General features: G+C 35.5%; 27 protein-coding genes. 15 read left to right on the forward strand and 12 right to left on the reverse strand.

Annotation, left to right across the window (positions count from 1 at the left end; genetic code table 11):
* The 4 genes from ACGH4F_RS06035 to asd all read left to right on the forward strand — a co-directional run bounded on the left by ACGH4F_RS06035 (position 1) and on the right by asd (position 3,905).
* Complete coding sequence (locus ACGH4F_RS06035; RefSeq protein WP_411590436.1) at positions 1-1,086, forward strand: SIS domain-containing protein; 1,086 nt, start codon at positions 1-3, stop codon at positions 1,084-1,086.
* Positions 1,083-2,081, forward strand: coding sequence for an SIS domain-containing protein (locus tag ACGH4F_RS06040; RefSeq protein WP_411590437.1), 999 nt, complete (start codon positions 1,083-1,085; stop codon positions 2,079-2,081). Before ACGH4F_RS06035 ends, ACGH4F_RS06040 begins: the two co-directional genes overlap by 4 nt.
* Before the next feature lie 12 nt (positions 2,082-2,093).
* Complete coding sequence (locus tag ACGH4F_RS06045; RefSeq protein WP_411590439.1) at positions 2,094-2,528, forward strand: PTS sugar transporter subunit IIA; 435 nt, start codon at positions 2,094-2,096, stop codon at positions 2,526-2,528.
* A 273-nt stretch (positions 2,529-2,801) separates the two neighbouring features.
* Positions 2,802-3,905: an aspartate-semialdehyde dehydrogenase gene (gene asd / locus ACGH4F_RS06050; RefSeq protein ID WP_411590441.1), complete on the forward strand. Its 1,104-nt coding sequence runs from the start codon at positions 2,802-2,804 to the stop codon at positions 3,903-3,905.
* Between the two features lie 66 nt (positions 3,906-3,971).
* Here asd and ACGH4F_RS06055 read toward each other — a convergent pair whose 3' ends face one another.
* The 3 genes from ACGH4F_RS06055 to nagB are packed head-to-tail and all read right to left on the reverse strand — an operon-like array spanning position 3,972 to position 7,196.
* Entirely contained in the window at positions 3,972-5,201 is a 1,230-nt protein-coding gene (locus ACGH4F_RS06055) for an ROK family protein (protein WP_267349999.1), read from the reverse strand.
* A 34-nt stretch (positions 5,202-5,235) separates the two neighbouring features.
* Positions 5,236-6,378 carry an N-acetylglucosamine-6-phosphate deacetylase gene (gene nagA, locus ACGH4F_RS06060; protein ID WP_411590443.1) on the reverse strand — a complete coding sequence of 381 codons (1,143 nt, stop codon included), beginning with the start codon at positions 6,376-6,378 and terminating at the stop codon, positions 5,236-5,238.
* A gap of 11 nt (positions 6,379-6,389) precedes the next feature.
* The gene (gene nagB, locus ACGH4F_RS06065) at positions 6,390-7,196 is read right to left on the reverse strand and encodes a glucosamine-6-phosphate deaminase (RefSeq protein WP_411590445.1); all 807 of its coding nucleotides are present in this window, start codon (positions 7,194-7,196) and stop codon (positions 6,390-6,392) included.
* Positions 7,197-7,446: 250 nt separating this feature from the next.
* On the opposite strand from nagB, the gene nagE reads away from it, so the two are divergent.
* Positions 7,447-8,946 carry an N-acetylglucosamine-specific PTS transporter subunit IIBC gene (gene nagE, locus ACGH4F_RS06070; protein WP_267360956.1) on the forward strand — a complete coding sequence of 500 codons (1,500 nt, stop codon included), beginning with the start codon at positions 7,447-7,449 and terminating at the stop codon, positions 8,944-8,946.
* A gap of 267 nt (positions 8,947-9,213) precedes the next feature.
* On the opposite strand, the gene tusC is transcribed toward nagE, so the two are convergent.
* Genes tusC through fkpA form a run of 3 tightly spaced genes read right to left on the reverse strand, consistent with a single transcriptional unit; the run spans position 9,214 to position 10,792 of the window.
* Entirely contained in the window at positions 9,214-9,567 is a 354-nt protein-coding gene (gene tusC / locus ACGH4F_RS06075; RefSeq protein WP_267360958.1) for a sulfurtransferase complex subunit TusC, read from the reverse strand.
* A gap of 17 nt (positions 9,568-9,584) precedes the next feature.
* On the reverse strand, positions 9,585-9,950 hold the full coding sequence (tusD, locus tag ACGH4F_RS06080) for a sulfurtransferase complex subunit TusD (RefSeq protein WP_411590497.1): 366 nt from the start codon (positions 9,948-9,950) through the stop codon (positions 9,585-9,587).
* Positions 9,951-9,958: 8 nt separating this feature from the next.
* A complete protein-coding gene (gene fkpA, locus ACGH4F_RS06085; protein WP_267349990.1) occupies positions 9,959-10,792 on the reverse strand; it encodes an FKBP-type peptidyl-prolyl cis-trans isomerase in 834 nt (277 codons plus the stop codon).
* Positions 10,793-11,013: 221 nt separating this feature from the next.
* On the opposite strand from fkpA, the gene fabZ reads away from it, so the two are divergent.
* The 4 genes from fabZ to rnhB are packed head-to-tail and all read left to right on the forward strand — an operon-like array spanning position 11,014 to position 14,053.
* Entirely contained in the window at positions 11,014-11,460 is a 447-nt protein-coding gene (gene fabZ, locus ACGH4F_RS06090) for a 3-hydroxyacyl-ACP dehydratase FabZ (RefSeq protein WP_065558097.1), read from the forward strand.
* A 45-nt stretch (positions 11,461-11,505) separates the two neighbouring features.
* The gene (gene lpxA, locus ACGH4F_RS06095) at positions 11,506-12,285 is read left to right on the forward strand and encodes an acyl-ACP--UDP-N-acetylglucosamine O-acyltransferase (protein ID WP_267349987.1); all 780 of its coding nucleotides are present in this window, start codon (positions 11,506-11,508) and stop codon (positions 12,283-12,285) included.
* Positions 12,285-13,469 carry a lipid-A-disaccharide synthase gene (gene lpxB, locus ACGH4F_RS06100; protein ID WP_267360961.1) on the forward strand — a complete coding sequence of 395 codons (1,185 nt, stop codon included), beginning with the start codon at positions 12,285-12,287 and terminating at the stop codon, positions 13,467-13,469. The genes lpxA and lpxB overlap by 1 nt, the downstream gene beginning before the upstream one ends.
* Positions 13,463-14,053, forward strand: a complete 591-nt coding sequence (rnhB, locus tag ACGH4F_RS06105; protein WP_411590498.1) for a ribonuclease HII — start codon at positions 13,463-13,465, stop codon at positions 14,051-14,053. Before lpxB ends, rnhB begins: the two co-directional genes overlap by 7 nt.
* Here rnhB and ACGH4F_RS06110 read toward each other — a convergent pair.
* Both ACGH4F_RS06110 and ACGH4F_RS06115 read right to left on the reverse strand, forming a co-directional pair.
* On the reverse strand, positions 14,050-14,655 hold the full coding sequence (locus ACGH4F_RS06110; protein ID WP_411590446.1) for a YiiX family permuted papain-like enzyme: 606 nt from the start codon (positions 14,653-14,655) through the stop codon (positions 14,050-14,052). The two genes, rnhB and ACGH4F_RS06110, sit on opposite strands and share 4 nt — an antisense overlap.
* Before the next feature lie 129 nt (positions 14,656-14,784).
* Complete coding sequence (locus ACGH4F_RS06115) at positions 14,785-16,074, reverse strand: NAD(P)/FAD-dependent oxidoreductase (protein ID WP_411590447.1); 1,290 nt, start codon at positions 16,072-16,074, stop codon at positions 14,785-14,787.
* 335 nt (positions 16,075-16,409) lie between these two features.
* Between ACGH4F_RS06115 and ACGH4F_RS06120 the strand changes: the two genes are divergently transcribed.
* The 5 genes from ACGH4F_RS06120 to rraA all read left to right on the forward strand — a co-directional run bounded on the left by ACGH4F_RS06120 (position 16,410) and on the right by rraA (position 21,355).
* Positions 16,410-17,381: an HlyD family secretion protein gene (locus tag ACGH4F_RS06120; RefSeq protein WP_065558101.1), complete on the forward strand. Its 972-nt coding sequence runs from the start codon at positions 16,410-16,412 to the stop codon at positions 17,379-17,381.
* Positions 17,363-18,502 carry an ABC transporter permease gene (locus tag ACGH4F_RS06125; protein WP_065558102.1) on the forward strand — a complete coding sequence of 380 codons (1,140 nt, stop codon included), beginning with the start codon at positions 17,363-17,365 and terminating at the stop codon, positions 18,500-18,502. Before ACGH4F_RS06120 ends, ACGH4F_RS06125 begins: the two co-directional genes overlap by 19 nt.
* A gap of 16 nt (positions 18,503-18,518) precedes the next feature.
* Positions 18,519-19,682 carry an ABC transporter permease gene (locus tag ACGH4F_RS06130; protein ID WP_411590500.1) on the forward strand — a complete coding sequence of 388 codons (1,164 nt, stop codon included), beginning with the start codon at positions 18,519-18,521 and terminating at the stop codon, positions 19,680-19,682.
* Positions 19,683-19,877: 195 nt separating this feature from the next.
* Entirely contained in the window at positions 19,878-20,774 is an 897-nt protein-coding gene (locus ACGH4F_RS06135) for a 1,4-dihydroxy-2-naphthoate polyprenyltransferase (RefSeq protein WP_411590449.1), read from the forward strand.
* A gap of 89 nt (positions 20,775-20,863) precedes the next feature.
* Positions 20,864-21,355 carry a ribonuclease E activity regulator RraA gene (gene rraA / locus ACGH4F_RS06140; protein WP_411590450.1) on the forward strand — a complete coding sequence of 164 codons (492 nt, stop codon included), beginning with the start codon at positions 20,864-20,866 and terminating at the stop codon, positions 21,353-21,355.
* Between the two features lie 81 nt (positions 21,356-21,436).
* Here the strand turns inward: rraA and dprA are convergent, their stop codons facing one another.
* Entirely contained in the window at positions 21,437-22,540 is a 1,104-nt protein-coding gene (gene dprA, locus ACGH4F_RS06145; RefSeq protein ID WP_411590452.1) for a DNA-processing protein DprA, read from the reverse strand.
* Between the two features lie 149 nt (positions 22,541-22,689).
* Between dprA and def the strand changes: the two genes are divergently transcribed.
* A complete protein-coding gene (gene def, locus ACGH4F_RS06150; protein WP_267349971.1) occupies positions 22,690-23,202 on the forward strand; it encodes a peptide deformylase in 513 nt (170 codons plus the stop codon).
* 203 nt (positions 23,203-23,405) lie between these two features.
* Here def and fliR read toward each other — a convergent pair whose 3' ends face one another.
* The 3 genes from fliR to fliP are packed head-to-tail and all read right to left on the reverse strand — an operon-like array spanning position 23,406 to position 25,238.
* Positions 23,406-24,200: a flagellar biosynthetic protein FliR gene (gene fliR / locus ACGH4F_RS06155; RefSeq protein ID WP_267360974.1), complete on the reverse strand. Its 795-nt coding sequence runs from the start codon at positions 24,198-24,200 to the stop codon at positions 23,406-23,408.
* A gap of 5 nt (positions 24,201-24,205) precedes the next feature.
* Complete coding sequence (gene fliQ, locus ACGH4F_RS06160; RefSeq protein ID WP_065558107.1) at positions 24,206-24,475, reverse strand: flagellar biosynthesis protein FliQ; 270 nt, start codon at positions 24,473-24,475, stop codon at positions 24,206-24,208.
* Positions 24,476-24,512: 37 nt separating this feature from the next.
* Complete coding sequence (gene fliP / locus ACGH4F_RS06165) at positions 24,513-25,238, reverse strand: flagellar type III secretion system pore protein FliP (protein ID WP_411590501.1); 726 nt, start codon at positions 25,236-25,238, stop codon at positions 24,513-24,515.
* Between the last annotated feature and the right edge of the window lie 20 nt (positions 25,239-25,258).

Raw genomic sequence — 25,258 nt, forward strand, 5'->3', positions numbered from 1 at the left:
ATGAAAAGTATCGCAGACTATGTCGCCTTAGAGCCAGAATTTTATCAAAGCATATTAGATAATTATCAATCGTTATTTGCTGATCAGATTGATTTAAATACTGAAAAGTCACTTCAATCGATTGTCATTTTTGCTACAGGATCGAGTGCCAACGCCGCTTATGGTGCCAGACCATTGATGAGTAAAATATTAAAACTCCCTGTTTATATTGAAGATCCTTCCATGGCAGCAAACTACTTACACTATAATGACGCTAATACGCTCTATTTTGCCATATCACAAGGTGGGGAAAGCTATTCCACCATTCATTTGGTTGAACAATTTATTAAAGAAAATCGAACTATTTATACCCTCACTAGTAATTCTAACAGTCCGATATATAACATCAGCAATCATGTTTTATCAATGGGGATGCCAGTTGAAGAAATGCCCTATGTCAGTGCTGGCTACAGTGTCATTATTCTTGATTTAATGTTGATTGTGTTAATTATTGGTCAAAAAACAGGGTATTTGGATAAGCAACAATTTGAAAGTTATCTTAAACAAATACAGGATATTACGACATCATTGCCACAAGTTATCCTACAATCACAATCATGGGTAAATCATCATCTCAGACAATTTAATCACGCTAAACGAGTGATTTTTATTGGCTATGGGGCAACTTATGGTGTCGCCCGTGAAGGAGAAACTAAATTCACCGAAACGGTTCGTAACACGGCGTTTGGAAAAGAGTTGGAAGAGTACATGCATGGCCCTTATCTTGGCTTACATCCTGATGATTACATCATATTTATTGAACCAAAAGGATTATTAGAAGCAAGATCCGTAGCATTAAAAACCTTTTTGAATCACTATGTAAAACAGGTAATAACCCTATATGCACAGCACTCGCATTCTATTACTGAGCACGATCTAAACTTTGATATCCATTGTGATGAATTATTAACATCATTATTTATGACTATTCCTATTCATCTACTCAGTTACCAACTATCCCAGTTAAAGGGTCATAATCTAGAAAAATCAACATATCCAGAATTTGATGAAATCACTAAATCCAAAATTAAGAGGGGCACCGTATGAGAAAATTTGACGAACAAAAAGAGCTTAACAGTATGAATGGCGCATTAAAATTACGTCCGTTTATTAATCAGTTTATTGATCAGATTCATGAACGAGGTTATCGTAATATCTGTTGGTTAGGCATTGGTGGCACTTATGCTTCATCAATGCAAGCCGTCGTTCATATGAAAGAAAAATCTGCACTAGAAACTTTTGTGCAACATGCTGCGGAATATTTGGTAACTGGCAATAAGCGAATAACCAAAGATACATTAATAATCATCTCCTCAGTGACTGGCTCAACACAAGAAGTCGTTGAGGCTATCGATAAAATTCAAAAAGAAGTCGGCTCAACGGTATTAGCCTTTTTAGATAATGCTGATTCACCATTAGGCAAAATGGTAGATCACGTTATTTCTTATCCGATGAATGAACAGTTAAAATTCTTTATGACCGCAGACAGACTGATGTATTTAGCCGGTGAATTTCCAGACTATGATGAATTTTATCAACAAATGGATCAGCACTTTGCTAAAAACATTGTTGCTGTTGCCAAAAAAGCCGATGCCTTTGGACAAGAAGTTGCGCAAAAACATCACGATGATGCCATGCATTACTTTGTTGGAGCAGGTAATCAATGGGGAGCAACCTATTCACATGCTATGTGTTATTGGGAAGAACAGCATTGGTTACGTTCAAAATCAATCGAATCTGCTGAATTTTTTCATGGAACATTAGAAATTATAGACAGGGATACGGCTGTTACTGTTTACGTTGGTGAAGATAGTCAGCGCTCACTTAGTGAAAGAGTAGCTAAATTCTTACCGCAAATCTGTGCTAATTACACCATAATTGATACTAAAGATTATGAATTGCCGGGTATTTCGGAAAAATATCGGGGGCACTTATCTCCATTTGTTTTTCGTGCTATTAATAACCGAATTGATGCTTATGTTGAACACCTCAATCGTCATCCAATGTCAATCCGTCGTTATTATCGTTGCTTAGATTACTAAAAGGAGTCGTGCATGATTGCAGTATTAGTAAGTACTCACGGCACAATGGCTAACAGTTTAATTGAAACGGCTGAAATGATATGCGGTAAGCAAACTCAATGTGAAGCCGTTTCCTTTTTAATGGGACAATCACTAGATGATTTTCAACAGCAAATTGAACAAAAGTTAGCAATGTTAACTAAATCGGGATCAGTCATTTTATGCTTAGTTGATTTAAAGGGCGGTACGCCTTTTAATACTCTTGTTAAGCTGATCCCAAATTACCCGACGATGGAAATTATCACTGGCGTTAATATTCCAATGCTATTAACCACATTTATGCTTAGAACGGATAAAAATGATCTAATTGATTTATTGCCAGAAGTCATCGATTCATCAGTACAAAGTATTGAGCGATATAATTTAATTTCAATCAATAACAATAATATTCAAGATGAGGAATTTTAATTATATGATTAAAAAATAATAATTGAGGCAAATCTATTTTAGTATGCTAAAAATATATTTGCCTTAACTCATTGCTACCTTTTCAAGTTGGTTATAATTAAAATATCTTTATTCTTCATATAAATGTATTCATCTCAAAACGAGTTTAATATAACACTGTGTTATTATTTTAAAACCTACAAAAATAATTCTTATCTTGCTTGTTTTATGATGATATTTTGCTTTAATAGTAAAAAAGTCTCTTGGTATAACATCTACTTTTGGAAATAAAATATGAAAAATGTTGGTTTTGTTGGATGGCGTGGAATGGTGGGGTCGGTTCTGATGCAACGTATGGTTGAAGAACACGATTTTGATTATATTAATCCTATTTTCTTTTCGACTTCACAAGCAGGGCAAGCTGCACCTAGTTTTGGCGGTAAAACAGGAACATTGCAAAATGCTGATAATATAGAAGCATTAAAGGCGTTAGATATTATTGTGACTTGTCAAGGTGGAGATTATACTTCCGAAATTTATCCAAAACTACGTGCTTCGGGGTGGCAAGGATATTGGATTGATGCCGCATCTACATTGCGTATGGAAGATGACGCCATTATCGTATTAGATCCTGTCAATAAACCGAATATTCAAACTGCATTGGACAAAGGTATTAAAACGTTTGTCGGCGGGAATTGCACAGTCAGTTTAATGTTAATGTCACTGGGTGGCTTATTTGCTGAAAATTTGATTGATTGGGTGTCGGTATCAACTTATCAAGCGGCTTCTGGTGGTGGTGCTCGCCATATGCGTGAACTTTTAACGCAAATGGGGATGTTAAATGCCGAAGTTGCCAAAGAACTACAAGATCCACATTCTTCTATTTTAGAGATTGAACGTAAAGTAACCCAAAAAATGCGTGATGGAAGTTTGCCAACCGATAATTTTGGTGTACCACTTGCTGGGAGTTTAATTCCTTGGATCGATAAAGCATTGGATAATGGACAAAGTAAAGAAGAGTGGAAAGGGCAAGCTGAAACCAACAAAATATTAGATACCAATCAAATTATTCCTGTAGATGGACTATGTATTCGTATTGGTGCTTTGCGCTGTCATAGTCAGGCATTTACCATCAAGCTGAAAAAAGACATTAGCGTGCCGGAAATTGAAAAATTACTTGCTGCACATAATGATTGGGTAAAAGTGATACCCAATGATCGAGAATTATCAATGAGAGAGTTAACCCCAGCAGCCGTTACTGGTACATTAACCACTCCTGTTGGTCGTTTGCGTAAACTTAATATGGGTAAAGACTTTTTATCAGCATTTACCGTTGGGGATCAGTTATTGTGGGGGGCCGCAGAACCGTTACGGAGAATGTTACGCATCTTAGCATAATGGTTAACCGATGGCATGATAAAACAGCTCGATTTTTTCGGGCTGTTTTTGAACTTAAAAAGTTATTTATGCTACATCATGTTCGAGCAAAATCATCAAAAGTGATCCATTAAATAACGCTTGTTGTACTAAAGCAAATGCACCAATTGCCGAGCGGTCATTGAGTGAAGAGCAGTTGATTGAAAGATTCTTTCTTAAATCTTCTAAACTCAGTGAGTTTAAAGCGCTAGTTACTGTATCTAAAAGTATTTCTGTCGCTTTGGTGAGTTCACCTGCTAATACAATTCGTTGTGGGTTAAAAATATTGACCATAATAGCTACTGCTCGACCTAGATTTTCGCCTGCATCTTTAACTAACTTAATGGCAAGCTCATCCCCTTGATTGGCTAATTGGCAAATGTTGACGATATCACAACAATCTTTTGTTAATTTAGTCGTATAACCTTGATCAATCATCTGTTTTGCTCGTCGTTCAATGGCATCATTAACAACTCGGTTTTCCAAACAACCAAAATTACCACAATGACAGCGTTCACCTAACGCATCGACTTGAATATGTCCCACTTCGCAAGCACTTTGATTATGGTTAGTCAGTAATTGTTGATTGACAATAACACCTGATCCGACACCACGATGAACACGAATCAAAATTGAATCATCGACATCTTGCGTAGAGCCAAAATAATTTTCGGCTAATGCTAGACTTTGGATATCATTACCTAAAAAAATAGAAACATTAAATTGTTTCTGCAATATATCGGCTAAAGGCCATGCGTTAACTTGAATATGAGGTGTATATCGAACAATTCCTCTTACAGAATCAATCAATCCAGGTAGAACCACCGATATAGCAATAAGATGCTTAATCTTTTTACTATTTTTTTGAATAAATTGTTCAATTAATGTAATTAAATATTCTTGTGCTTGTTGCTGTATAAAAACGGTAAGAGGATAGACTTCAGAAACTAAGCTGTTTGCTCCAAGATCATAGAGTTCAATGGTGACATGCGAACGACTTAATTGAATAGCAATGGCTTGATAATAATCAAACTTGGCTTGAATGGAAACAGCTGGTCTTCCGCCAGTTGATTGCTGGGCATCAACTTCTTTTATAAGTTTATTCTTAAGTAGCTGTCGGGTAATTTTGGTAATGCTGGCTGGGGCTAAATGACTGATTTCGGCTAACTGGATACGAGAAATGGGAGCTTGCTGAACAATTAAACGATAAATCATAGCATAATTTAATTGTTTAATTAGTTCAGCATTTCCAACTAAATTCAGATAATTAAATGTCATATGTTGTCTCAATAATCATTAATTATCTGACATTCTAACGGGTGAATTCTCCATTAACAACCGTTTTAGTTATCGTAAAGTCTCGATTAAAAACAACTAAGTTGGCAATTTTACCTTCACTAATGCTACCAAGTTGTTTATCCACACCGATTGCTTTAGCTGGGTAAAGTGTCGCCATTCTTAAGGCTTCATCTAATGCAATACCCACATATTCAACAGCATTTTTAACTGCATCAATCATGGTTAATGCAGAACCGCCAAGCGTGCCTTTATCGTCAACGCATAGCCCATCTTTATAATAAATGGTTTTACCTGCAAAAACAGCAGAAGACAAATTAGAACCGGCTAACAACATTGCATCCGTAATTAAAATTAAGTGATCTTTCTTAATTTTATGGCTATTGCGAATGTTTGCCCAACTTACATGATGTCCATCGGCAATAATACCAACATATACTTCTGGTTCATCATATATTGCACCAACTACGCCTGGTTCACGTCCTGAAATATAAGGCATAGCATTAAATAGGTGAGTGCCTAATCGAATTCCATCATTGAAGCCACGACGACAGTCATCGTAATGACCATTGGAATGACCGACAGAAACATGAATTCCTGCATTAACTAATTGTTTAATAAAATGGCTTTCAACTCTTTCTGGCGCAAGAGTAATGATTTTAATTACATCAGCATTTTCACATAGAAAATCAATCATTTTTTGCGAAGGTGAACGAATAATGTTTTCGTCATGAATCCCTTTCTTTTCAGGACTAATATAAGGACCTTCAAGATGTAAGCCTAATGCTTGATTAGGATGTCGAGCTAAGTATTCACGCATTACCGCGACCGCTTTTATCATAAATTCATCTGTTGATGTGATTAAAGTCGGTAAATAGCTAGTACAACCATAAATAAGATTGGTCGCTTGCATCGCTTCTAATGTTTCAACACTTAATGCGTCGAGTGTCTCATTAAATTGCACACCGCCACATCCATTGACTTGAATATCAATAAATCCAGGCGCAACGATCGCTCCTTGTAGATCTTCAATTTTGATATTGTCGGGTAAATTATCTTGTTTACAAATTTTGTCAATTTTATCACCGTCGATAATAACAGCATGATTTTCAAGAATCTCATAACCGGTATAAATACGACAATTTGTTAATGCATACATTGAGTTATCCTTTATAAAATGGTCACGTTAAGATGGTCTGCTTCCATTTGTTTGAAATATTTTAATGTTTTTACTTTAAGGTCATCAGTGCTTGGTTCATCACAAACAATAATAGATGCTGGGTGCATTTGTAATGCTGATACTGTCCATAAATGATTAATTGAACCTTCAACGCCGGCTTGTAATGCTAAACTTTTGTTATGACCACAGACTAATAAAATCACTTCTTGCGCATCCATTAAAGTAGCGACACCAATAGTTAATGCATGCTTTGGAACTTGATTCACATCATTATCAAAGAAACGTGAATTGGCAATACGTGTATCTTCAGTTAGCGTTTTAATACGTGTGCGTGAACAAAGCGACGAACCCGGTTCATTAAAAGCAATATGTCCATCTTGACCAACACCACCAACAAAAATATTGATTTTGCCATAAGATTTGATTTTTTCTTCATATTGGCGACACTCTTGAGCAATATCAGTTGCATTGCCATTTAATATATGGATATTGTTTTTATCGATATCAATATGATTAAAAAAGTTTTCATGCATAAAAGTGTGATAACTTTGTGGATGATCTTCAGGAATACCAACGTATTCATCCATATTAAACGTTACCACATGTTTAAAGCTAACATCACCTGCTTGGTAGTGTTTGATCAGTTGTTGATACATCACTAATGGCGAGCTACCGGTTGGTAAGCCTAACAAAAACGGACGATCCGCTGTCGGTTTAAATTGGTTAATTTTATTCACAATACGTTGTGCAACCCAAGCGCCCACTTCTTGAGCATTTTCTAAAGGAATAAGCCTCATTCGATACCACCTTTTCTGATATAATTAGAACCACTTCTTTTTTTTTGAAGTAAAATATGTTGACTGTATTTTACTATATTAGAGCAATTAATCAAAAAAAAGCGTGATAAAAATCACATATATTGAATAATTAATTTGCGAAGTAAAATAATATAATATGAAATAGAATGGATCGTTTACTGATATCTGAAGATGCATAACAAATCATCATGTTTAGATATAGTTTAAATAAATATAAGAGGTTAAACTTATGGGAATTTTAGCTTATATGCAACGTATTGGGCGCTCATTAATGGTGCCAGTTGCAGTTCTACCTGCTGCAGCAATACTTCTAGGGATAGGATATTGGATCAATAGCGTTGAATGGGGTGCAAATAGTATTGCGGCAACATTTTTAATAAAATCTGGTGGCGCTATCATTGATAACATGCCAATTTTATTTGCTATTGGTGTTGCATATGGTATGTCCAAAGACAAAGACGGTGCAGCTGCACTTTCTGGGTTGGTCGGATTTTTGATTATTACAACATTATTATCGCCAAATTCAATTGCACTTTTTGAAGGTGTTGATACCAGTGTTGATGGTTGGCAAACGCAAATATCTCCTGCATTTGCGAAAATCAATAACCAATTTATTGGTATTTTAGTGGGTATTATCTCTGCTGAACTCTATAACAAATTTAGTACGGTTGAGTTACATAAAGCGTTAGCTTTTTTTAGTGGCAAACGACTTGTTCCGATTATTGTTTCTATCGTGATGCTACTTATCTCTGTCATCTTTTATTTTATCTGGCCAATTATTTTTGAAGCATTAGTAAAATTTGGTGAATCGATTAAGAATTTAGGTGCAGCAGGTGCAGGGGTGTATGGCTTCTTTAACCGTATATTAATTCCAGTTGGTTTACATCATGCTCTTAACTCAGTATTTTGGTTTGATGTTGCTAACATTAACGATATTCCAAATTTCTTGGCTGGTCAAAGTGCGATAGATTCTGGTAAAGCTGTTGTAGGTATTACTGGACGTTATCAAGCAGGATTCTTCCCAATTATGATGTTTGGTTTACCAGGTGCTGCTTTAGCCATGTATCACACAGCGAAAAAAGGCAATAAAGATAAAACCGCATCAATTATGTTAGCGGCTTCTTTTGCAGCATTCTTTACGGGAATTACAGAACCGCTTGAATTTGCGTTCATGTTTGTTGCACCAGTACTTTATGTTATTCATGCAATTTTAACGGGCATTTCACTCTTTATTGCTGCAACGATGCAATGGATATGTGGATTTGGTTTCAGTGCCGGTTTAATCGATATGTTACTGCAATCTGGAAATCCTCTTGCAGTGCATTGGTATATGCTCATTCTTCAAGGTTTAGTGTTCTTTGTGGTTTACTATGTTGCGTTCCGCTTTATCATTGTTAAATTTAACCTTAAAACCCCAGGTCGTGAAGATGAAGACAGTGCGGCACAATCATCGACAACTGATACCGCTAAACCAGCGCAAACGACAGCTGATACCACAGCGCTTGCTGAACAATATTTAGCTATTGTTGGCGGTAAAGAAAACCTGACCAATATTGATTCTTGTATCACTCGATTACGTTTGAGTGTGAAAGATTCTGATTTAGTTGATGAAGCAGCCGCTAAAGCATTAGGTGCAATGGCTGTGATTAAACTAGGTAAAACAGGTGTGCAAATTGTTGTTGGTCAACAAGCTGAAAAGATTGCAGATCAAATGAAAAAATTAGTTTAAACGATAACAACTTAAACTATCACTATTAATTAATCCGCCTTATTCGTCATACTTAACGACAAAATAAGGCGGTTTTTTATTTTTCTTGATTACTTATTACCCTTCGATATTCTTATTTCTTTCCGTTGTGTTTGATTTGATAATCAGTTATTGCGTTTCTAAATATGGCTTAGTCTAATGTTAATCCGACTAGATTAATCTTAATTGAAAGGATGTGTGGGCGAAACAATTTTTAATAATGAAGCAGATTAAAAATTTAATATTAAATTAGAATGTTAAAATGACATCTTGCTCATCAAGCAATTGATTTAAATCGTAATGGTTAATCACTTTAGTGGTAATATTAAAGGTGAAATCAGAAAGATTATGCGATTTTAATGCTGACTCACTCACATAAACATCTTCAATATCATAAAGTTCAAGCATATTGAATGTGGCGATATAGTCACGCATCAAAATGAGATCGGGTTGTTGATCAGGTAATAAATGAAAAATGCCTTTATCGGTAAAAATGACCGTAATATGATTTAAAGCAGATAATGCTAAAGCCAAATCAAGTGCTTCTCGACCTTTGGCACTACCATGAGGGGAAGAATGAATAATAATGGCAATTTTCTTCATATCATTAACCGTCATATTTAAAATTGAATAACACGATCTGATAAAGTGATTGATTCAGTTAGCTCGCCTAAACCGGTTAATTGAAAATAATCGGCAATATTTTCTTCGGTTATTCCACGTCTTAGCGAAGCTGCAACACAAATTGTTAAGGGTAGATTATATTTTTTTGCTAATTCTTGCCAAGCGCTGACTAAATCAAATTCATCATTGGCAGGGTCGGTATATCGATTACCATTATAAACACCATCAGCGTAAAAAAAGATATTTTTTATGGTGTGAGATGTATTTAACAATAAGGCTTGTGCAAATTGATACGCACAATAAGCAGATTGGGTCCCATAAGCAGGACCCAAAACAACGAGTGTATATTTCAATGAAGTAATCAATTTATTTATCTTATTTGCTTAAATGAAGATTGTTGATTGTTCCCATTGTTATCTCCATCAATGCCCAATAGCGAAATTTCAAAAACTAAAGTTGATTCTGGTAAAATCGCTGCTTTGTCTCCTTGAGCTGGATAATATTGACTACCATATGCTAATTCTGGTGGAATGACTAATTTGATTTTACCACCTACTCCAATTAATTGAATTCCTTCAGCCCAACCTTTAATTACTTCATCAAGTTTAAAGCTAACGGTTTCACCACGATCATATGAACTATCAAATTTACGTCCGTCAACGAGTTTACCTTCATAATGAACAATAACGTTACTATCTTTTGTTGGATGATGAGAAGAACCTTGATTAATTATTTGATAAAGTAAGCCCGACTTAGTTTGTTTTACACCACTTTGTTTAGCAAATTCTGAACGGAATTTCGAACCTGCTTCAATATTTTCTGCTTTTTCTTTTTCAAAACGCGCTTTGGCTTTTTCCATCACACGTTGACGAATAGCACTTAAAATAGCGTCAGTTTCATCATTTGATAATTGTGATTTACTGTTAAATGTTTCAGTGAGTCCGCTGATAATATAGTCAGGATCGATATCAATTTCGCTTTCTTTTAAAGAAGACGCAAATGAAGAACCTAATGCATAAGAATCTTTTTGTGTTTGAGTAGTTAATGTCACTTTATTCGGATTGGCTGATTGTTCTGCCGACGTGATTGTTTGTTCAGCATGAGTAGTTGTTTGCTTATCCGTCGGATTACTTTGGGTATCACATCCAGTTAAAGCTAACACAATTGCGCTACTGATTAGCGTCATTCTTAAAAATAACTTCATTTTAATTCTCCATATTGAAATTTTTTTATTATTATTAATATTATAACTTATTTGATATTAGATAATACAGTATTTACAAACCATTATTAGTAAAAAATTCGCCTTAACAAATCATTAACATTGTCATTAATCCTTTCTTGATGATTAAATCATTCTTGAGTGCAAGTGGCATCCTCAGTTATAATGTAAAAAGTTTATATTAATATATAAGGATAGCTATTTTGACTACCGAACTTAATACCCTTGATATCGAAGAAATTATTAGTTTATTACCACATCGATATCCTTTTTTAATGGTTGATCGTGTGATTAGTTATGAAAAAGGGAAAACGCTAAAAGCAATCAAAAATGTAACGGTCAATGAGCCTTTTTTTCAGGGACATTTTCCTAATAAACCCATTTTCCCCGGTGTTTTAATTTTAGAAGCGATGGCCCAAGCAACGGGTATTTTAGCTTTTAAAAGTATTGAAGAATTATCACCCGGACAATTGTACTATTTTGCATCTATTGATAAAGCTCGTTTTAAACGACCTGTTGTGCCTGGTGATCAGATTGTACTGGATGTGGAATATATTAAAGAGCGTCGTGGAATTGCATTATTCCATGGTGTAGCAACTGTTGATGGAAAGTTAGTTTGCGAAGCCGAGATGATGTGTGCTCGTAAATAGTATTGATTTGTCTAAATATCCCAAAAACAGTATGAAGGAAATGCTATGGCAACGGAAATACATCCAAGTTCAGTGATAGAAAAAGGCGCCAAAATTGGTAACAATGTTAAAATTGGTCCTTTTTGCTTTATTGGTGAAAATGTTGAAATTGGTGAAGGGACTTTTTTAAAATCACATGTAGTCATCAATGGCCACACTAAAATTGGTAAAGATAACCAGATATTTCAATTTGTATCGATTGGTGAAGTTAACCAAGATTTAAAATATCGAGGCGAACCAACTCGCACTGAAATTGGTGATCGCAATATGATTCGCGAAAGCGCGACTATTCATCGCGGTACTGTTCAAGGTGGCGGAATTACTAAAATTGGCAGTGATAATCTATTAATGATCAATGCGCATGTTGCGCATGATTGTCGAATTGGGAATCATTGTATTTTGGCAAATAATGCAACACTTGGCGGACATGTTCAGTTAGATGATCATGTTATCATTGGTGGTATGACTGCGGTACATCAATTTTGTGTCATTGGATCACATGTTATGGTTGGTGGTTGTTCAGGCGTTGCGCAAGATGTCCCACCTTATGTGATAGCACAAGGAAATCATGCCACACCACATGGCGTGAATTACGAAGGTCTAAAACGTCGTGGATTCAGTAAAGAAGCTTTGCAAGCTATCCGCAATAGTTACAAAATTCTTTATCGAAATGGGCTATCGTTAGACGAAGCGAAAGCAGAAATTGAGGCTATTGCAAATCAATATCCTGAAGTCAAATTATTCAATGATTTTTTTGCACGTTCAACACGTGGCATCATTCGTTAATGACTAGTCAACCAATCACAAGCCAGACAGATACGAATAAATCATTAACCATTGCTTTAGTCGCCGGTGAAACATCTGGCGACATTCTGGGCGCTGGATTGATTCGTTCTCTCAAAAAGTATCATCCTAATATTCGATTTGTTGGTATTGCAGGGCCTTTAATGCAAGCTGAAGGGTGTCAAGCTTGGTATGAAATGGATGAGCTTTCTGTTATGGGGATTGTAGAAGTGTTGGGAAAATTACGTCGTATTTTAGCAATACGTCGTGATATTACTAAGCGTTTAATTGAATTAAAACCCGACATTTTTATAGGAATTGATGCACCTGATTTTAATCTTTCCTTAGAAGGTAAGTTAAAGCGAGCAGGGATTAAAACAATTCATTATGTGAGTCCTTCGGTATGGGCTTGGAAGCAAAAACGTGTTTTCAAAATTAAACGTAATACTAATCTCATATTAGCTTTTTTACCTTTTGAAAAAGCGTTTTATGATAAGTTTAATGTCCCTTGTCGTTTTATTGGTCACAAAATGGCAGATGATGTGCCATTAATGCCTGACCAAGTGGCAATGCGTCAACAATTAGGCATTCCGCTCAATGGTCGGTGTTTAGCAATATTGCCGGGAAGTCGTCATGCGGAAGTCACCTTATTGTCTGCCCCTTTTTTACAAGCAGCTCAGCTTTTACGTGATCGTTACCCTGATTTGCATATAGTCGTACCATTAGTCAATGAAAAAAGACGACAAGAATTTGAGCAGATTAAAACGCAAATAGCACCAGAACTGAAAGTTCAACTATTAGATGGTCATGCCCGTGAAGCAATGATTGCCAGTGATGCTGCGATTTTGGCATCCGGAACAGTAGCACTAGAATGCATGCTAGCCAAATGTCCAATGGTGGTGGGTTACAAAATGAAGCCATTCACTTTTTGGTTAGCCAAAAAATTAGTTAAAACCCCTTATGTTTCATTACCCAATATTTTAGCTGGTAAAGAAATTGTACCCGAGTTATTACAGCAAGACTGTACCCCTGAAAATATCGCTAATCATATTATTCCTTTTTTAGAAGGGGATAATCGTGAACTTAAAAAAACATTTTTATCATTACATCAGCAAATTCGTTGTCACGCTGATGAACAAGCAGCTCAAGCTGTACTTGATGTATTAGAGGATTCACCTTGTTGTTAGAATTTAGTTATCCTGATGCCACCTTAATTGCTGGAGTTGATGAAGTTGGGCGGGGACCGCTTTGTGGCGATGTTGTGACGGCAGCTGTTATTTTAGATCCTAATAAACCAATCAAAGGATTAACGGATTCTAAAAAACTTTCCGAAAAAAAACGAGATCAATTATTTGACGTTATTAAAGAAAATGCACTAGCTTGGTGTATTGCAAGAGCTTCTGTTGAGGAAATTGATAAATTAAATATTTTGCATGCTACCATGTTAGCTATGCAACGAGCGGTAACAGGACTTGCGATCCAACCAGATTTTGTTTTAGTTGACGGTAATCGTTGTCCGGAATTTGGTATTCAAACACAAGCCGTTGTCAAAGGCGATTTGCTGGTGGCAGAGATTAGTGCTGCGTCGATTTTAGCAAAAGTGACGCGTGATCGTGAAATGGTAGAATTAGACAAATTGTATCCCCAATATGGACTGGCAAAACATAAAGGATATCCCACCAAAGATCATTTAATGGCAATTGAGCTGTATGGTATCAACCATTTATATCGTAAAAGTTTTGCTCCAGTTAAAAAGTTATTATTTATTTAATGCGACCAATTTTTGTCTACTGTTATTAATAACGGTGAATTAAACATAGCGACAGGCGAAATAACGGTTTCTTGAAAGGGGATTTTATCGCCATAACGCGCTTTTAATTTTTGCTTTACGAGTGCTGATGAAAGATTGAAATCTTTGATGTTCTGTAATTGACCAATTTCTAATTTAAGTGCTCTATTATAAATTTTCCAAACTAATTCAGAACAATAGATATAATTGTCATTCCAACCAAACCAGATATCATAAGGTTTATTTTCAAAAGTTTTTGCAACTAGCTTTAATTTATTGGTTTCCTTAACAGATAAATTATGATCTTTGAGACGTTTGATTACATAATATCTATTTTTTCCTCTTTCAATAAAGCTTGTTAAAGGTGTATAAGCGACTTTACTCCCAGCTTCAAATACATAAGGTTTACCATTTTTTATGAAAATGATTCCCATATGGCTATAGGGCGAATTTGTTGCTTGTTCAACGGCTTTACTTTGACTGGATTGAGACGATTGAAAAATAATATCGCCATCTTTTGGCTGATAATTTGCTTCACAGATAAAACAGGAAAATAACAATATAAAAATTAAAATAAATCGCATATTTTTCTATTATTCATATAGTTATATTTTGAATGAGTTGAAAAGTACTGTCTAAATATCTTATATAAAAAAACAGCTACTGAAGATTATTTATTATCAAGTAGCTGTTGTTTATTTTTCGGTTAATAATTAATCTTGCTGACTAAAAATAGACGCAAATTTACTTTTATATTTAGCTTTACAATCACGAGCAAAACGGATGGTTTTAAAGATACCCAATAAACTAGCTTGATGCATACGATATAGCAAACGATGGATCATTAACGCAAACCAACCTTTCACACTCATTTCTTTATTGCCAATCATCTTAACCACGCCTTGGGCGGTATCATGTAAAGAAATAATGGTTCCTTTATCGGTATAGACAAATGACTTCATGGCTTGATTGTTAATCAGACTAACGATATTTCGAGCGCAAATTTTTGCCATTTGATTAGCTGCTTGTGCTGTGGGTGGAGAGGCTCGTCCGCTATCTTGCATCGCATAAGCACTATCACCAATAACAAAGATATTATCGTCTCGTGTAGTTTGTAATGTCGGTTTAACGACTAATTGATTTGAACGACTTGATTCTAAACCAGCTATATCTTTCAGATAATCAGGTGCTTTAACGCCAGCAGTCCAAATCATAATATCGGCTTTAATGGTTTCCCCTTCTTTAGGATAGAATCCATCACTTTCGGCCTTAGTAATCATGGTATTTGTTAAGACATGAATACCGCGTTTTTCAAGGGTTTTAGTAATGCTTAATGCCGTTTTTTCGGGTAATGCTGGTAAGATACGATTGGTTGCTTCAATAACGGATACATCTAAGAAATCAGCACACATTTTGTTTTTTCGACAAACGCCAAACGTTTCAACCATATGAGGTAGTTCAGAGGCTAACTCGACACCTGTTGCGCCACCACCAACAATAGCAATGCGAAGTTTTTCCCCTTTAGTGTCAGCGTCTTTATCGAGCGTTGAACAGAAATTTGTGAATTTTGATAGCAGTATTTCACGTAGGCGAATAGCGGCATTTTGATCATCTAAAAAAATACAATGTTCTTTAACACCAGGCGTACCAAAATCATTCGAAGTACTACCTACTGCTATAACCAAAATATCATACGATAGGGAAATATGATTATCATTTGTATCATTGATCAGAACTTGCTTATTCTCTCGATCAATATTGGTAAAAGTACCTTGAGTAAACTCAAAATGATGTTGCTTTGCTTGTTCAGAAAAGAAGATGTTATCAACTTGTTCATACATAGCACCTGTTGCAACTTCATGCAGTAGTGGTTTCCAAATGTGGTAACTATTTTTATCGATCAGCGTTATTTCAGCTTGTTTATTTTTACCTAGCTTATCACCAAGATTAGTTGCCAACTCTAATCCACCTGCACCACCACCAACAATAATTATTTTTTTCATATTTAATACCTTACAATCCTAATTTAAAATATCATACTAAATAAGTAGGTTTTTATCTATATTCTTTTGACTAATATCAATTATAAATAAAATCTATTAATATATTGATTTACAATGATTGAAAATAATTTATTTTATTAAAAATAAAATGTTTAATATTTATTAAATAGAAGACAATTAATGCCTTTATTTGGAATAAAGTGAAGGTAAACTTGTACGAATAAAGCACTTTTCGTATAATGAGTAAATAAGTTTTTACGTATGTTATCCTATTAATATTTATCTAAACATCTTGATATCTTATCCATTTAACATCACACTTTAAAAAAAATTATATGAATAAAAAAATATTTATTAGTATTGCGTTAATCGTTATTTTAATTTCAATGACGATCCTAATACGCTCACACAATAGCCAGTTAATTCTTCAAGGTGAGGTTGATGCGCCGAATGTCAGTGTGGCTTCAAAAGCCAAAGGGCGTGTTCAGCTTATTCACGTTAATCGGGGTGATGATGTAAAGCCTAATGATATTCTAATTACGCTTGATAGTCCTGAATTATTAGCGCAAGTGAAAGCGGCTGAAGCCGCACGAGATCAAGCTAAAGCTCAGGTGGCACTTTCCGAACATGGTACGCGTGAAGAAAGCATACGTTATTACGAAGCATTACTTGAACAAGCAAAAGTCGCTTATGATAATGCATCAAAAGAATATGACCGTAATAAAGCAATATCTGCAAAAGGGTTTGTATCACAGTCAATATTGGATAATGCATTAAAAACACGTGATGCTGCTTTTCAACAGGTACAATCTGCACAGGCTAATTTAGATCAAGCTAAAAATGGTGATCGTATAGAACAGCGTGAAATTTATGCAGCCAAATTAAAAGAAGCAGAAGAGCAACTCAAGCAATTACAAATTCAATATGATGATCTTCAAGTTAAAGCCCCTGTTGGTGGTGAAATTGGTTCAATACCGGCTGAGGTAGGGGAATTATTTAATGCGAATAGTCCGCTATTAACAGTGATTCGATTACCGGATGCCTACTTTGTGTTTAATCTTCGAGAAAATATTATGCCGAACGTTCACAAAGGAGATCGTATTAAGTTAGAAGTGCCGGCACTAGGAAATAAAGAAATCGAAGCAGAAGTTCGTTACATTGCCCCAATGGGAGACTATGCAACCAAGCGTGCAACTCGTGCAACGGGCGATTTTGATTTGAAAACGTTTGAAGTCAGATTATATCCAATTCATCATGTAGAAGGTTTACGTGCGGGTATGAGTACTTTATGGAAATTGGACAATTAATGTTGGACTTTTGGACACGTTTTAAAGATGCATTTAATGACGAAGTGCCGCAAATATTCAAGCGGTTCACTTTTCATTGGTTAATGTGGATCTTACCACTGATTATTTTTGTCTTAATCAGTAGTATCTTTTATCGCGGTGTTTTGTTCGATTTACCCGTTGGCTATATCGATCAGGATAAAAGTGTTTTATCACGTGAAATTGTGCGTAATCTTAATGCGGGTGCGCATGCCAACCTGATTAATTACGATAGCCAACTTTCCGAGGCTGAACGGGATTTACAAGAAGCAAAAATTTATGCCATATTGTATATTCCACCCAATTTTGAAGCGGATGTTTTATCTGGTCGTCAACCTACCCCGATGCTTTATTATAATGCGTTATATTACAGTGCAGGGTTATACTCCATTATGGATTATTCGGGGTTAATTGCGGCGTTAAATACTGAATATCGAACAACGTTAGCGACCAGTGTCGGGTTACCAGTTCCCCCACTTGCCAAAGTGAATTTCAATTATGATGGGCTATTTAATGCTAGCGGTAACTCAATGTACTTCCAACAGTTTTCGGCGGTTGTACATTTATTACAATTATTTGTTGTTACTACAACAATCTATATCCTGTCGCAATTACCTAAGCGAACCCGCCCTAATTATCCCTTTGTGCTTGGAAAATTAGCGCCGTATACCATTTGGTATACCATGTTACTCATTTTCGAAATTGCGATGTTAGTTTTGTTTTCGCATGCCAGGGTATCAGGATCCCCGTTTGCGATGATGACGGTGGTGTTTTTTTATGTCATAGCGGCACAAAGTATTGGTATTTTACTGTATACCTTTACGAAAACGGCTATTGATGCATATACCTATATCGGTGTGCTAGTCGGATTGGCATTAACCTATTCAGGTATTGTTGTACCCGAACTTTCAATGCCGTGGATAGCCAGATTTATCTCATCCCTTGAGCCACTAACTTATGCGCTAAATAAGTTATTTGACCTTTTTTTACGGCATTCAAGTTATCTTTCAGTATTAAAAACCTGCGGTATTTTAATGATCTATCCAATAATTATTACCGTGTTAGTCAGAAAACGTTTAGTGAAACGTTTGCATTCACAGTAAGAGGATAAGTAAGATGATTAAAATATTTTGGTCTTCGTTTATAAAAATATTCTTTTACATGTTAATGCGACCGATGTGGTTATTATTACTTTTATCGGTTTCTTTGATGAGTTTAGTTTATATTAATGGCACTATTACAAATTTGCCGGTAGCAATTGTTGATCAAGATCATACGGCGACTAGTCGAAGCCTAATACGTTCTTTAAACACCAGTTCAAAGATTGAAGCCATTACTTATGAAAATTCATTACAAGCGTATGATGATATCAATAATCGTAAACTGTTTGCGGTATTTACTATTCCAAGAAATTTTGAAAAAAAGATCTTAAATGGTGAAGAAGTCACAATACCAGCCTATGGTGATGCTTCAAGTCGTTTAGCTAATGGTTTGATACAGGTGGATATTCGAGGAATCTATCAGCAAATATTAACTCAATATAATACACGGATTATGCGAAATGCTGGATTTGCCGATAAACAGATCGACATCATACTATCGCCAATTAAAGGTCAAACAGAACCGCTATACAATGCTGGCATAAGCTTTGCAGCCATCACTTTTCCTGGCTTATTAGTGATGTTATTGCAGCACTCATTTTTAATCGCTGCAACACGCACTAACATTACGTTAAACTCCTTGCCACAAGGAAAACCGCCAAAAATTGTAATTTTTGGTAGCTTATTTGGTTTATTACCAATCTGGCTTTTTTTATCCATCGTGCTTTTTGGATTATGGCCTTGGGTACTTGGTTATCGTCAGTTAGCTAGCCTTACTGAAATACTAATCATGACATTTCCACTATTACTCGGTGCTTTGGGTTTAAGTAAATTGTTGACTGAGTGTTTGCGCAAAACTGAAATGATATATCTGACATTGGCATTTTTGACGACGCCTGTGTTTTATCTATCCGGTACCATTTGGCCAATCGATGCTATGCCTCATTGGGTTCAATTTGTCTCATATTTATTGCCGTCAACATGGGCGACTAACATGATTGCAGGTGTGAATCAAATGGGACTTGGGCTAGCAGATAATTGGCACAATATGTTGATGATACTCTTATTAGGTGCGATATACAGCATAATGGGCATTCTTATTGCTGCATTAAGAGAAGGTCGAATACGTAAATTTTTCAGAAAGAGAAAAGCGAAAATACAATCTAAACGGCAGTTGATTTAATCTTATTGAACTTTTTATTCATCAAACTGCTTCCAATAATTCGTTAATTGTCTTAGTAGTTATGATGACAATTAACGAATGTTAAGTTGCGTAATGTATTACTAAAAAAGATTTTCATTATCAAAGTCGAATTATTCGTTTTTCCTGTTATGATATTTTGCTAATGTTTTAGATAGATATCTTGTGTTGTAGTGAATGAAATATTATCCATGGATTATTAGCCTACGCTTAAAAACGTTACCCCTTTCTTTATGTGCGATATTAGTCGGTAATGCGCTGGCTTATTGGCAACAACAATTTGATTATCGGATCATGTTATTATCTATTAGTACTGCCTCGTTGTTACAAATTCTGTCAAATTTAGCTAACGATTACGGTGATGCAGTTAAAGGAAGTGATAAATGTAATATAACCGCTCATACTCGTGGTATTCAATTGGGGTTAATCACATTAAAACAGTTAAGAATAGCGTTAATCATCAATATAATTTGTTGTATTTTATCCGGGCTATGTCTATTACACGTTGCTTGCAACAACCGATATGAATTATTCAGTTTTATATTATTAGGCTTGCTATCTATTATTGCTGCTATTACCTATACTATTGGCAACAAGCCTTATGGCTATAGTGGCTTTGGCGATTTATCCGTTTTAATATTTTTTGGGCTAGTTGGTGTAATAGGAAGTTACTACCTGCAAACAAAATCATTATCAAATTTAATTATTCTACCTGCTTTAGGTTGTGGATTGTTGTCAGTGGCCGTACTCAATATTAACAATTTACGTGATATTGATAGCGATCGAAATTGCCATAAGCGTACGTTAGTGGTCTTAATGGGACAAACCAAAGCTCGCTTTTATCATCTATTTCTAATTGTGACTGCATTTATTTTATTGGCACTTTTTGCTAGTCATCAGTTACATACCATTTGGCGGTGGTTATTTTTGATAACGCTACCGCTATTTATTTACCATATTTATGCTGTTTTTCGATTTAAGGTAGCTAAGGATGCTATCCCTTTATTATTACAGATGGTCAAACTTGCATTATTCACTAATTTACTTTATTGTTTGGGAATTATTTTGAACTAGCTCACGTTTATTTAAATTCGGTATCTTGTAACGCTATGTAAGCGTTATACTAGATAAACTAAAATATAAAGGCTAAAGGAGGCTTGGCAATGGAGTTTGATACTTCAATTCTTTGTGATTATTATCCGGAAGATGTTAACGTAGTAGAACCAATTTTCACTAATTTTGGTGGGGTTGCATCATTTTCAGGTCAAGCCGTAACAGTTAAATGTTTTGAAGATAACGGATTATTATACGAAATCTTGCAATCTAATGGCGCAGGTAAAATTCTAGTTATTGATGGCGGTGGATCGGTTCGTCGAGCATTGATTGATGCAGAACTGATTGATTTTGCTGTTCAAAATCAGTGGGAAGGCATCATTGTTTATGGCGCGGTTCGACAAGTAGATTATCTGGCAGAAGCAGATATTGGTATTCAAGCGTTAGCGGCGATACCCGTAGGTGCAGAAGATCAAGGTATTGGCGAAGTAGACATTAGAGTCAATTTTGGGGGGGTGACCTTCTTTTCTGGTGATTTTGTTTATGCCGATAACACCGGAATTATTTTGTCGGAAATTGCCTTAGAAATCGACGAAGAATAGCTTATAACTTGTGTTCATCCGCTGATCTTAATTGGCGGATGTTTGATGTTAAAAATAGTATGGCTGTAAAATATAACTAAATTAAACCGTAACGTTACGAATATACCCACCTGTTACCGTCTTAATTAAACCGGCAAGTTCCATATCTAACAATTTAATTGTCAAATCAGGAATCGATAAATTTAACTGTTGAGCAATAATATCAACCGGAATAGGTTGATGACGAATTAAAGCAAAAATTTCAGGATATAAAATAGTTTCAACGAATTTTACAGATTGCGACGTTAATGGCTTGATAGTTGATAGATAATGAGAATAATGCTCTAAAATATCAGTTGGTTTTGTGACTAAATAGGCTCCTTGCTGAATTAAAGCATGCGTACCACGACTGTTTTCGTTATTAATTTCACCGGGTAAAGCAAATACATCTCGATTTTGTTCTAAGGCATAACGGGCGGTAATCAATGAGCCACTTTTTTCCGAAGCTTCAACCACAAAAGTACCCAGACTTAATCCGCTTATTATCCGGTTTCGTCTTGGAAAATATTCTGATCTTGCTGCTTCAAAGGGCAAAAATTCAGAAACTAAAGCGCCATTTTGTGCCAAAATATCATGGGCAAGTTTTAAGTTTGATCGCGGTGCTATTTTAGCAAGCCCACTTCCTAAAACGGCTATAGTATCGCCCGATACCTCTAATGCGCCTCGATGACAAATTGCATCTAGTCCCAACGCTAAACCGCTAGTTACTGTTAAACCATTTATTGCCAATTCCCCCGCAAAATAGCGTCCCCATTGTGCACCATATTCACTAAATTGACGGCTACCGACCATGGCAATTTGAGGTGTTTGTAGTAACTGTTTATTCCCCATAACAAAAAGTAATAAAGGCGATGCGCTAATTTGTTTGAGTAGTGGTGGATAATCAGGATCACAATAGGTAATAAGCGTTTTAGGCATACCATCACTATTGAGCCAATTAAGCACAGGTTCAAAATGAAGGTATGAAATAGCCAAAAAGCGTTCTTGTTGCGTTTCATTCAATCCAAGCTTTTCGAGAAAAAATGCAACATTATTGATTGTATTTGGCAATCCATTTTTAAAAAACTGACTCATTTTTTTAAAAATGGCACGTTTTTCTTGTCCCAGCATTGAAATTCGTAATAAGAACTCATATTTACTCATCATTGTTTTATCATTTTATAAAAGTGTGGTTTCGTGAATTGGTGAGATATATTTTATCAATAGCTAACAAATGCTATTCACCAGCATCATAAATGTTTACAATGTATTTAAATCTGAAAAACCTGACAATTGAGGAGTAGATCGAAGAAATTATGGCTATTTTACCGGTATTACGTTTTCCTGATGAGCGATTACGCAAAGTTGCAAAACCAGTGACAGCATTTACACCCGAACTACAAACCATTATAGATAATATGATTGAGACCATGTATGAGCATAATGGTATTGGACTTGCCGCCACTCAAGTTAATGTGCATGAACAAATTATTGTCATTGATGTAACAGAAGATCGTAGCAATGTTTATGTAATCATTAACCCAGAAGTGATTAGCCAGGAGGGGGAGACAGGCATAGAAGAGGGTTGTTTATCCATTCCAGATTGTCGAGGATTTGTACCAAGAGCTGAAAAAATTAAGATTAAAGCGCTTGATCGCAATGGAAACCCTTACCAAATTGATGCCGATGAACTTCTTGCGATATGCATTCAACATGAAATGGATCATTTAAAAGGTAAGCTATTTGTTGACTATCTTTCTCCTTTAAAACGTCAACGAATCGAACAAAAAATGAAAAAAATGGCTCGAGAAGAGCTTAAAAGTAGATAAAAATAATGATAATTTATGTGGTAATTTAACTGAAGATACCGATTCAATTTGTTAAACTACCGCATAAATATTTTTTATTTTAACCAACCGTCAAAAGGTTTCTCTCCGAGAGTTTTATTACTTAGAACGATCTTTCATCTGTATAAATTACAATATGCAATAACTGTTTTATCGCCCCTTTTAGGATACTTTGCTTAAATTATTTAACCGGCTAATGCTATTAGCATTGTTGATATATATTCAAATATCTGTTCAAACACAAACTCGGCAAAAGCGGGTAACATCGACATTAAATATGTGAGCATGATTAACCCTAATAATAAGGTTAGGGGATAACCAATAACAAAAATAGATAGTTGAGGAGTCATTCTATTTAACAGCCCTAACGCCATATTGATAATTAACAACAAAGCCATTAAGGGTAATGCTAACATTATCCCATTAATAAATAGTAATCGGCTGATATCAATCAAAGTAAGAACGCCATTTGCTTTTAACGGTAAAGTTGTTATTGGAATGATGTCAAAACTATTGGCTAGTCCATACAATAACCATAAATGACAATCTAAACTAAGAAAAATTAACAAAGCGATGATATTGGTGAAACGTGATAATACCGATGTAGATGGCCCACCAATAGGATCAAAAAACGTAGCCATGCCAAGCCCCATTTGCATACCAATTAATTCACCAGCTACTCTCATGGTCATAAAGGCAAGTTGCATAGCAAGACCCATTAAAACACCGATGATAACTTGCTGAGCAATCATCCAAATACCCATTAATGAATAGAGTGTTACAGGCTCATCGGTCGGGGGTAATGGTAACAAAAGTGCAATGAGTAAAGCTAAACCAATTTTGACGCGGTTAGGTACTTCTTTTTCGCCAGTAATGGGAGCGACCATTACTAGTGCTAAAATACGTACAAACGGCAAAAACGAGTTTTTGACCCAAGAAAAAAAATCAATATCAAATAGATAATTAATATCAAATTCCATTAAATTTAGCTGGTTAGATTTGGAATGTTGGTAATAACAATTTTAATATAGTCAGTCATTGTTGATAGCATTGACGGCCCTAAAACAATTAAGACGACAATCACCGCTAAAATTTTAGGAATGAAAGATAAGGTCATTTCGTTAATTTGTGTTGCAGCTTGTAATAAACTAATAATCAAGCCGGTCACCAATGCAGCTAAAAGTAAAGGGCCAGCAAGTGAGGCTGCGACTTTGACAGCTTGAATAGCAAGCGTACTAATCGAATCAGGTGACATAATTTTCCTTAATTTAAGAATCTTGAATTTATGTTTTTCAACTAAAAAAGCTCTGTGCCAGTGAACCTAGTAACAAATGCCAACCATCCGCTAAAACAAACAACATTAATTTGAATGGTAGAGATACGGTTGCAGGTGGTACCATCATCATGCCTAATGCCATTAACGTACTTGCAACAACTAAATCAATGACTAAAAAGGGGATAAAAATCGTAAAACCAATTTGAAACGCTGTTTTTAATTCACTGACGACAAAGGCAGGTACTAGTACATTCAATGGCACTTGTTCTCGTGTTTCAACTTCGTTGACATGAGACATATTCATAAATAAGGCGAGATCATTTTCCCGTGTTTGGCATAGCATAAATTCGCGTAATGGTTTTGCAGCTGTTGTTAAGCCTTCTTGCATCGTGATTTGATTTTGTGAATAAGGAATATAAGCATCTTGATAAATTTTATCGATCACCGGTGACATAATAAAAAATGTCATAAATAGTGCAATGCCCAAAATAACTTGGTTGGGTGGGGCTGATTGCGTGCCAAGCGCATTGCGTAATAATCCCAATACAATGATGATTCGGGTAAAACTGGTCATCAAAAGTAAAATAGCAGGTATAAACGTGAGTAACGTTAAAAATACCAATGTTTCAACAGGTAATGACCAACTATGTTCACCATTTTGTATTGTTTCAGTCATAAACGGGAGTGATGAAGGATCGGCAAAACAAAATCGGCTAAAAAACAATAAGCTTAATAATGTCATTAGCAATATAAAAATTTTTA

This window comes from Gilliamella sp. CG35 (genome assembly GCF_046635745.1).
GTDB classification, from domain to species: domain Bacteria; phylum Pseudomonadota; class Gammaproteobacteria; order Enterobacterales; family Orbaceae; genus Gilliamella; species Gilliamella apicola_I.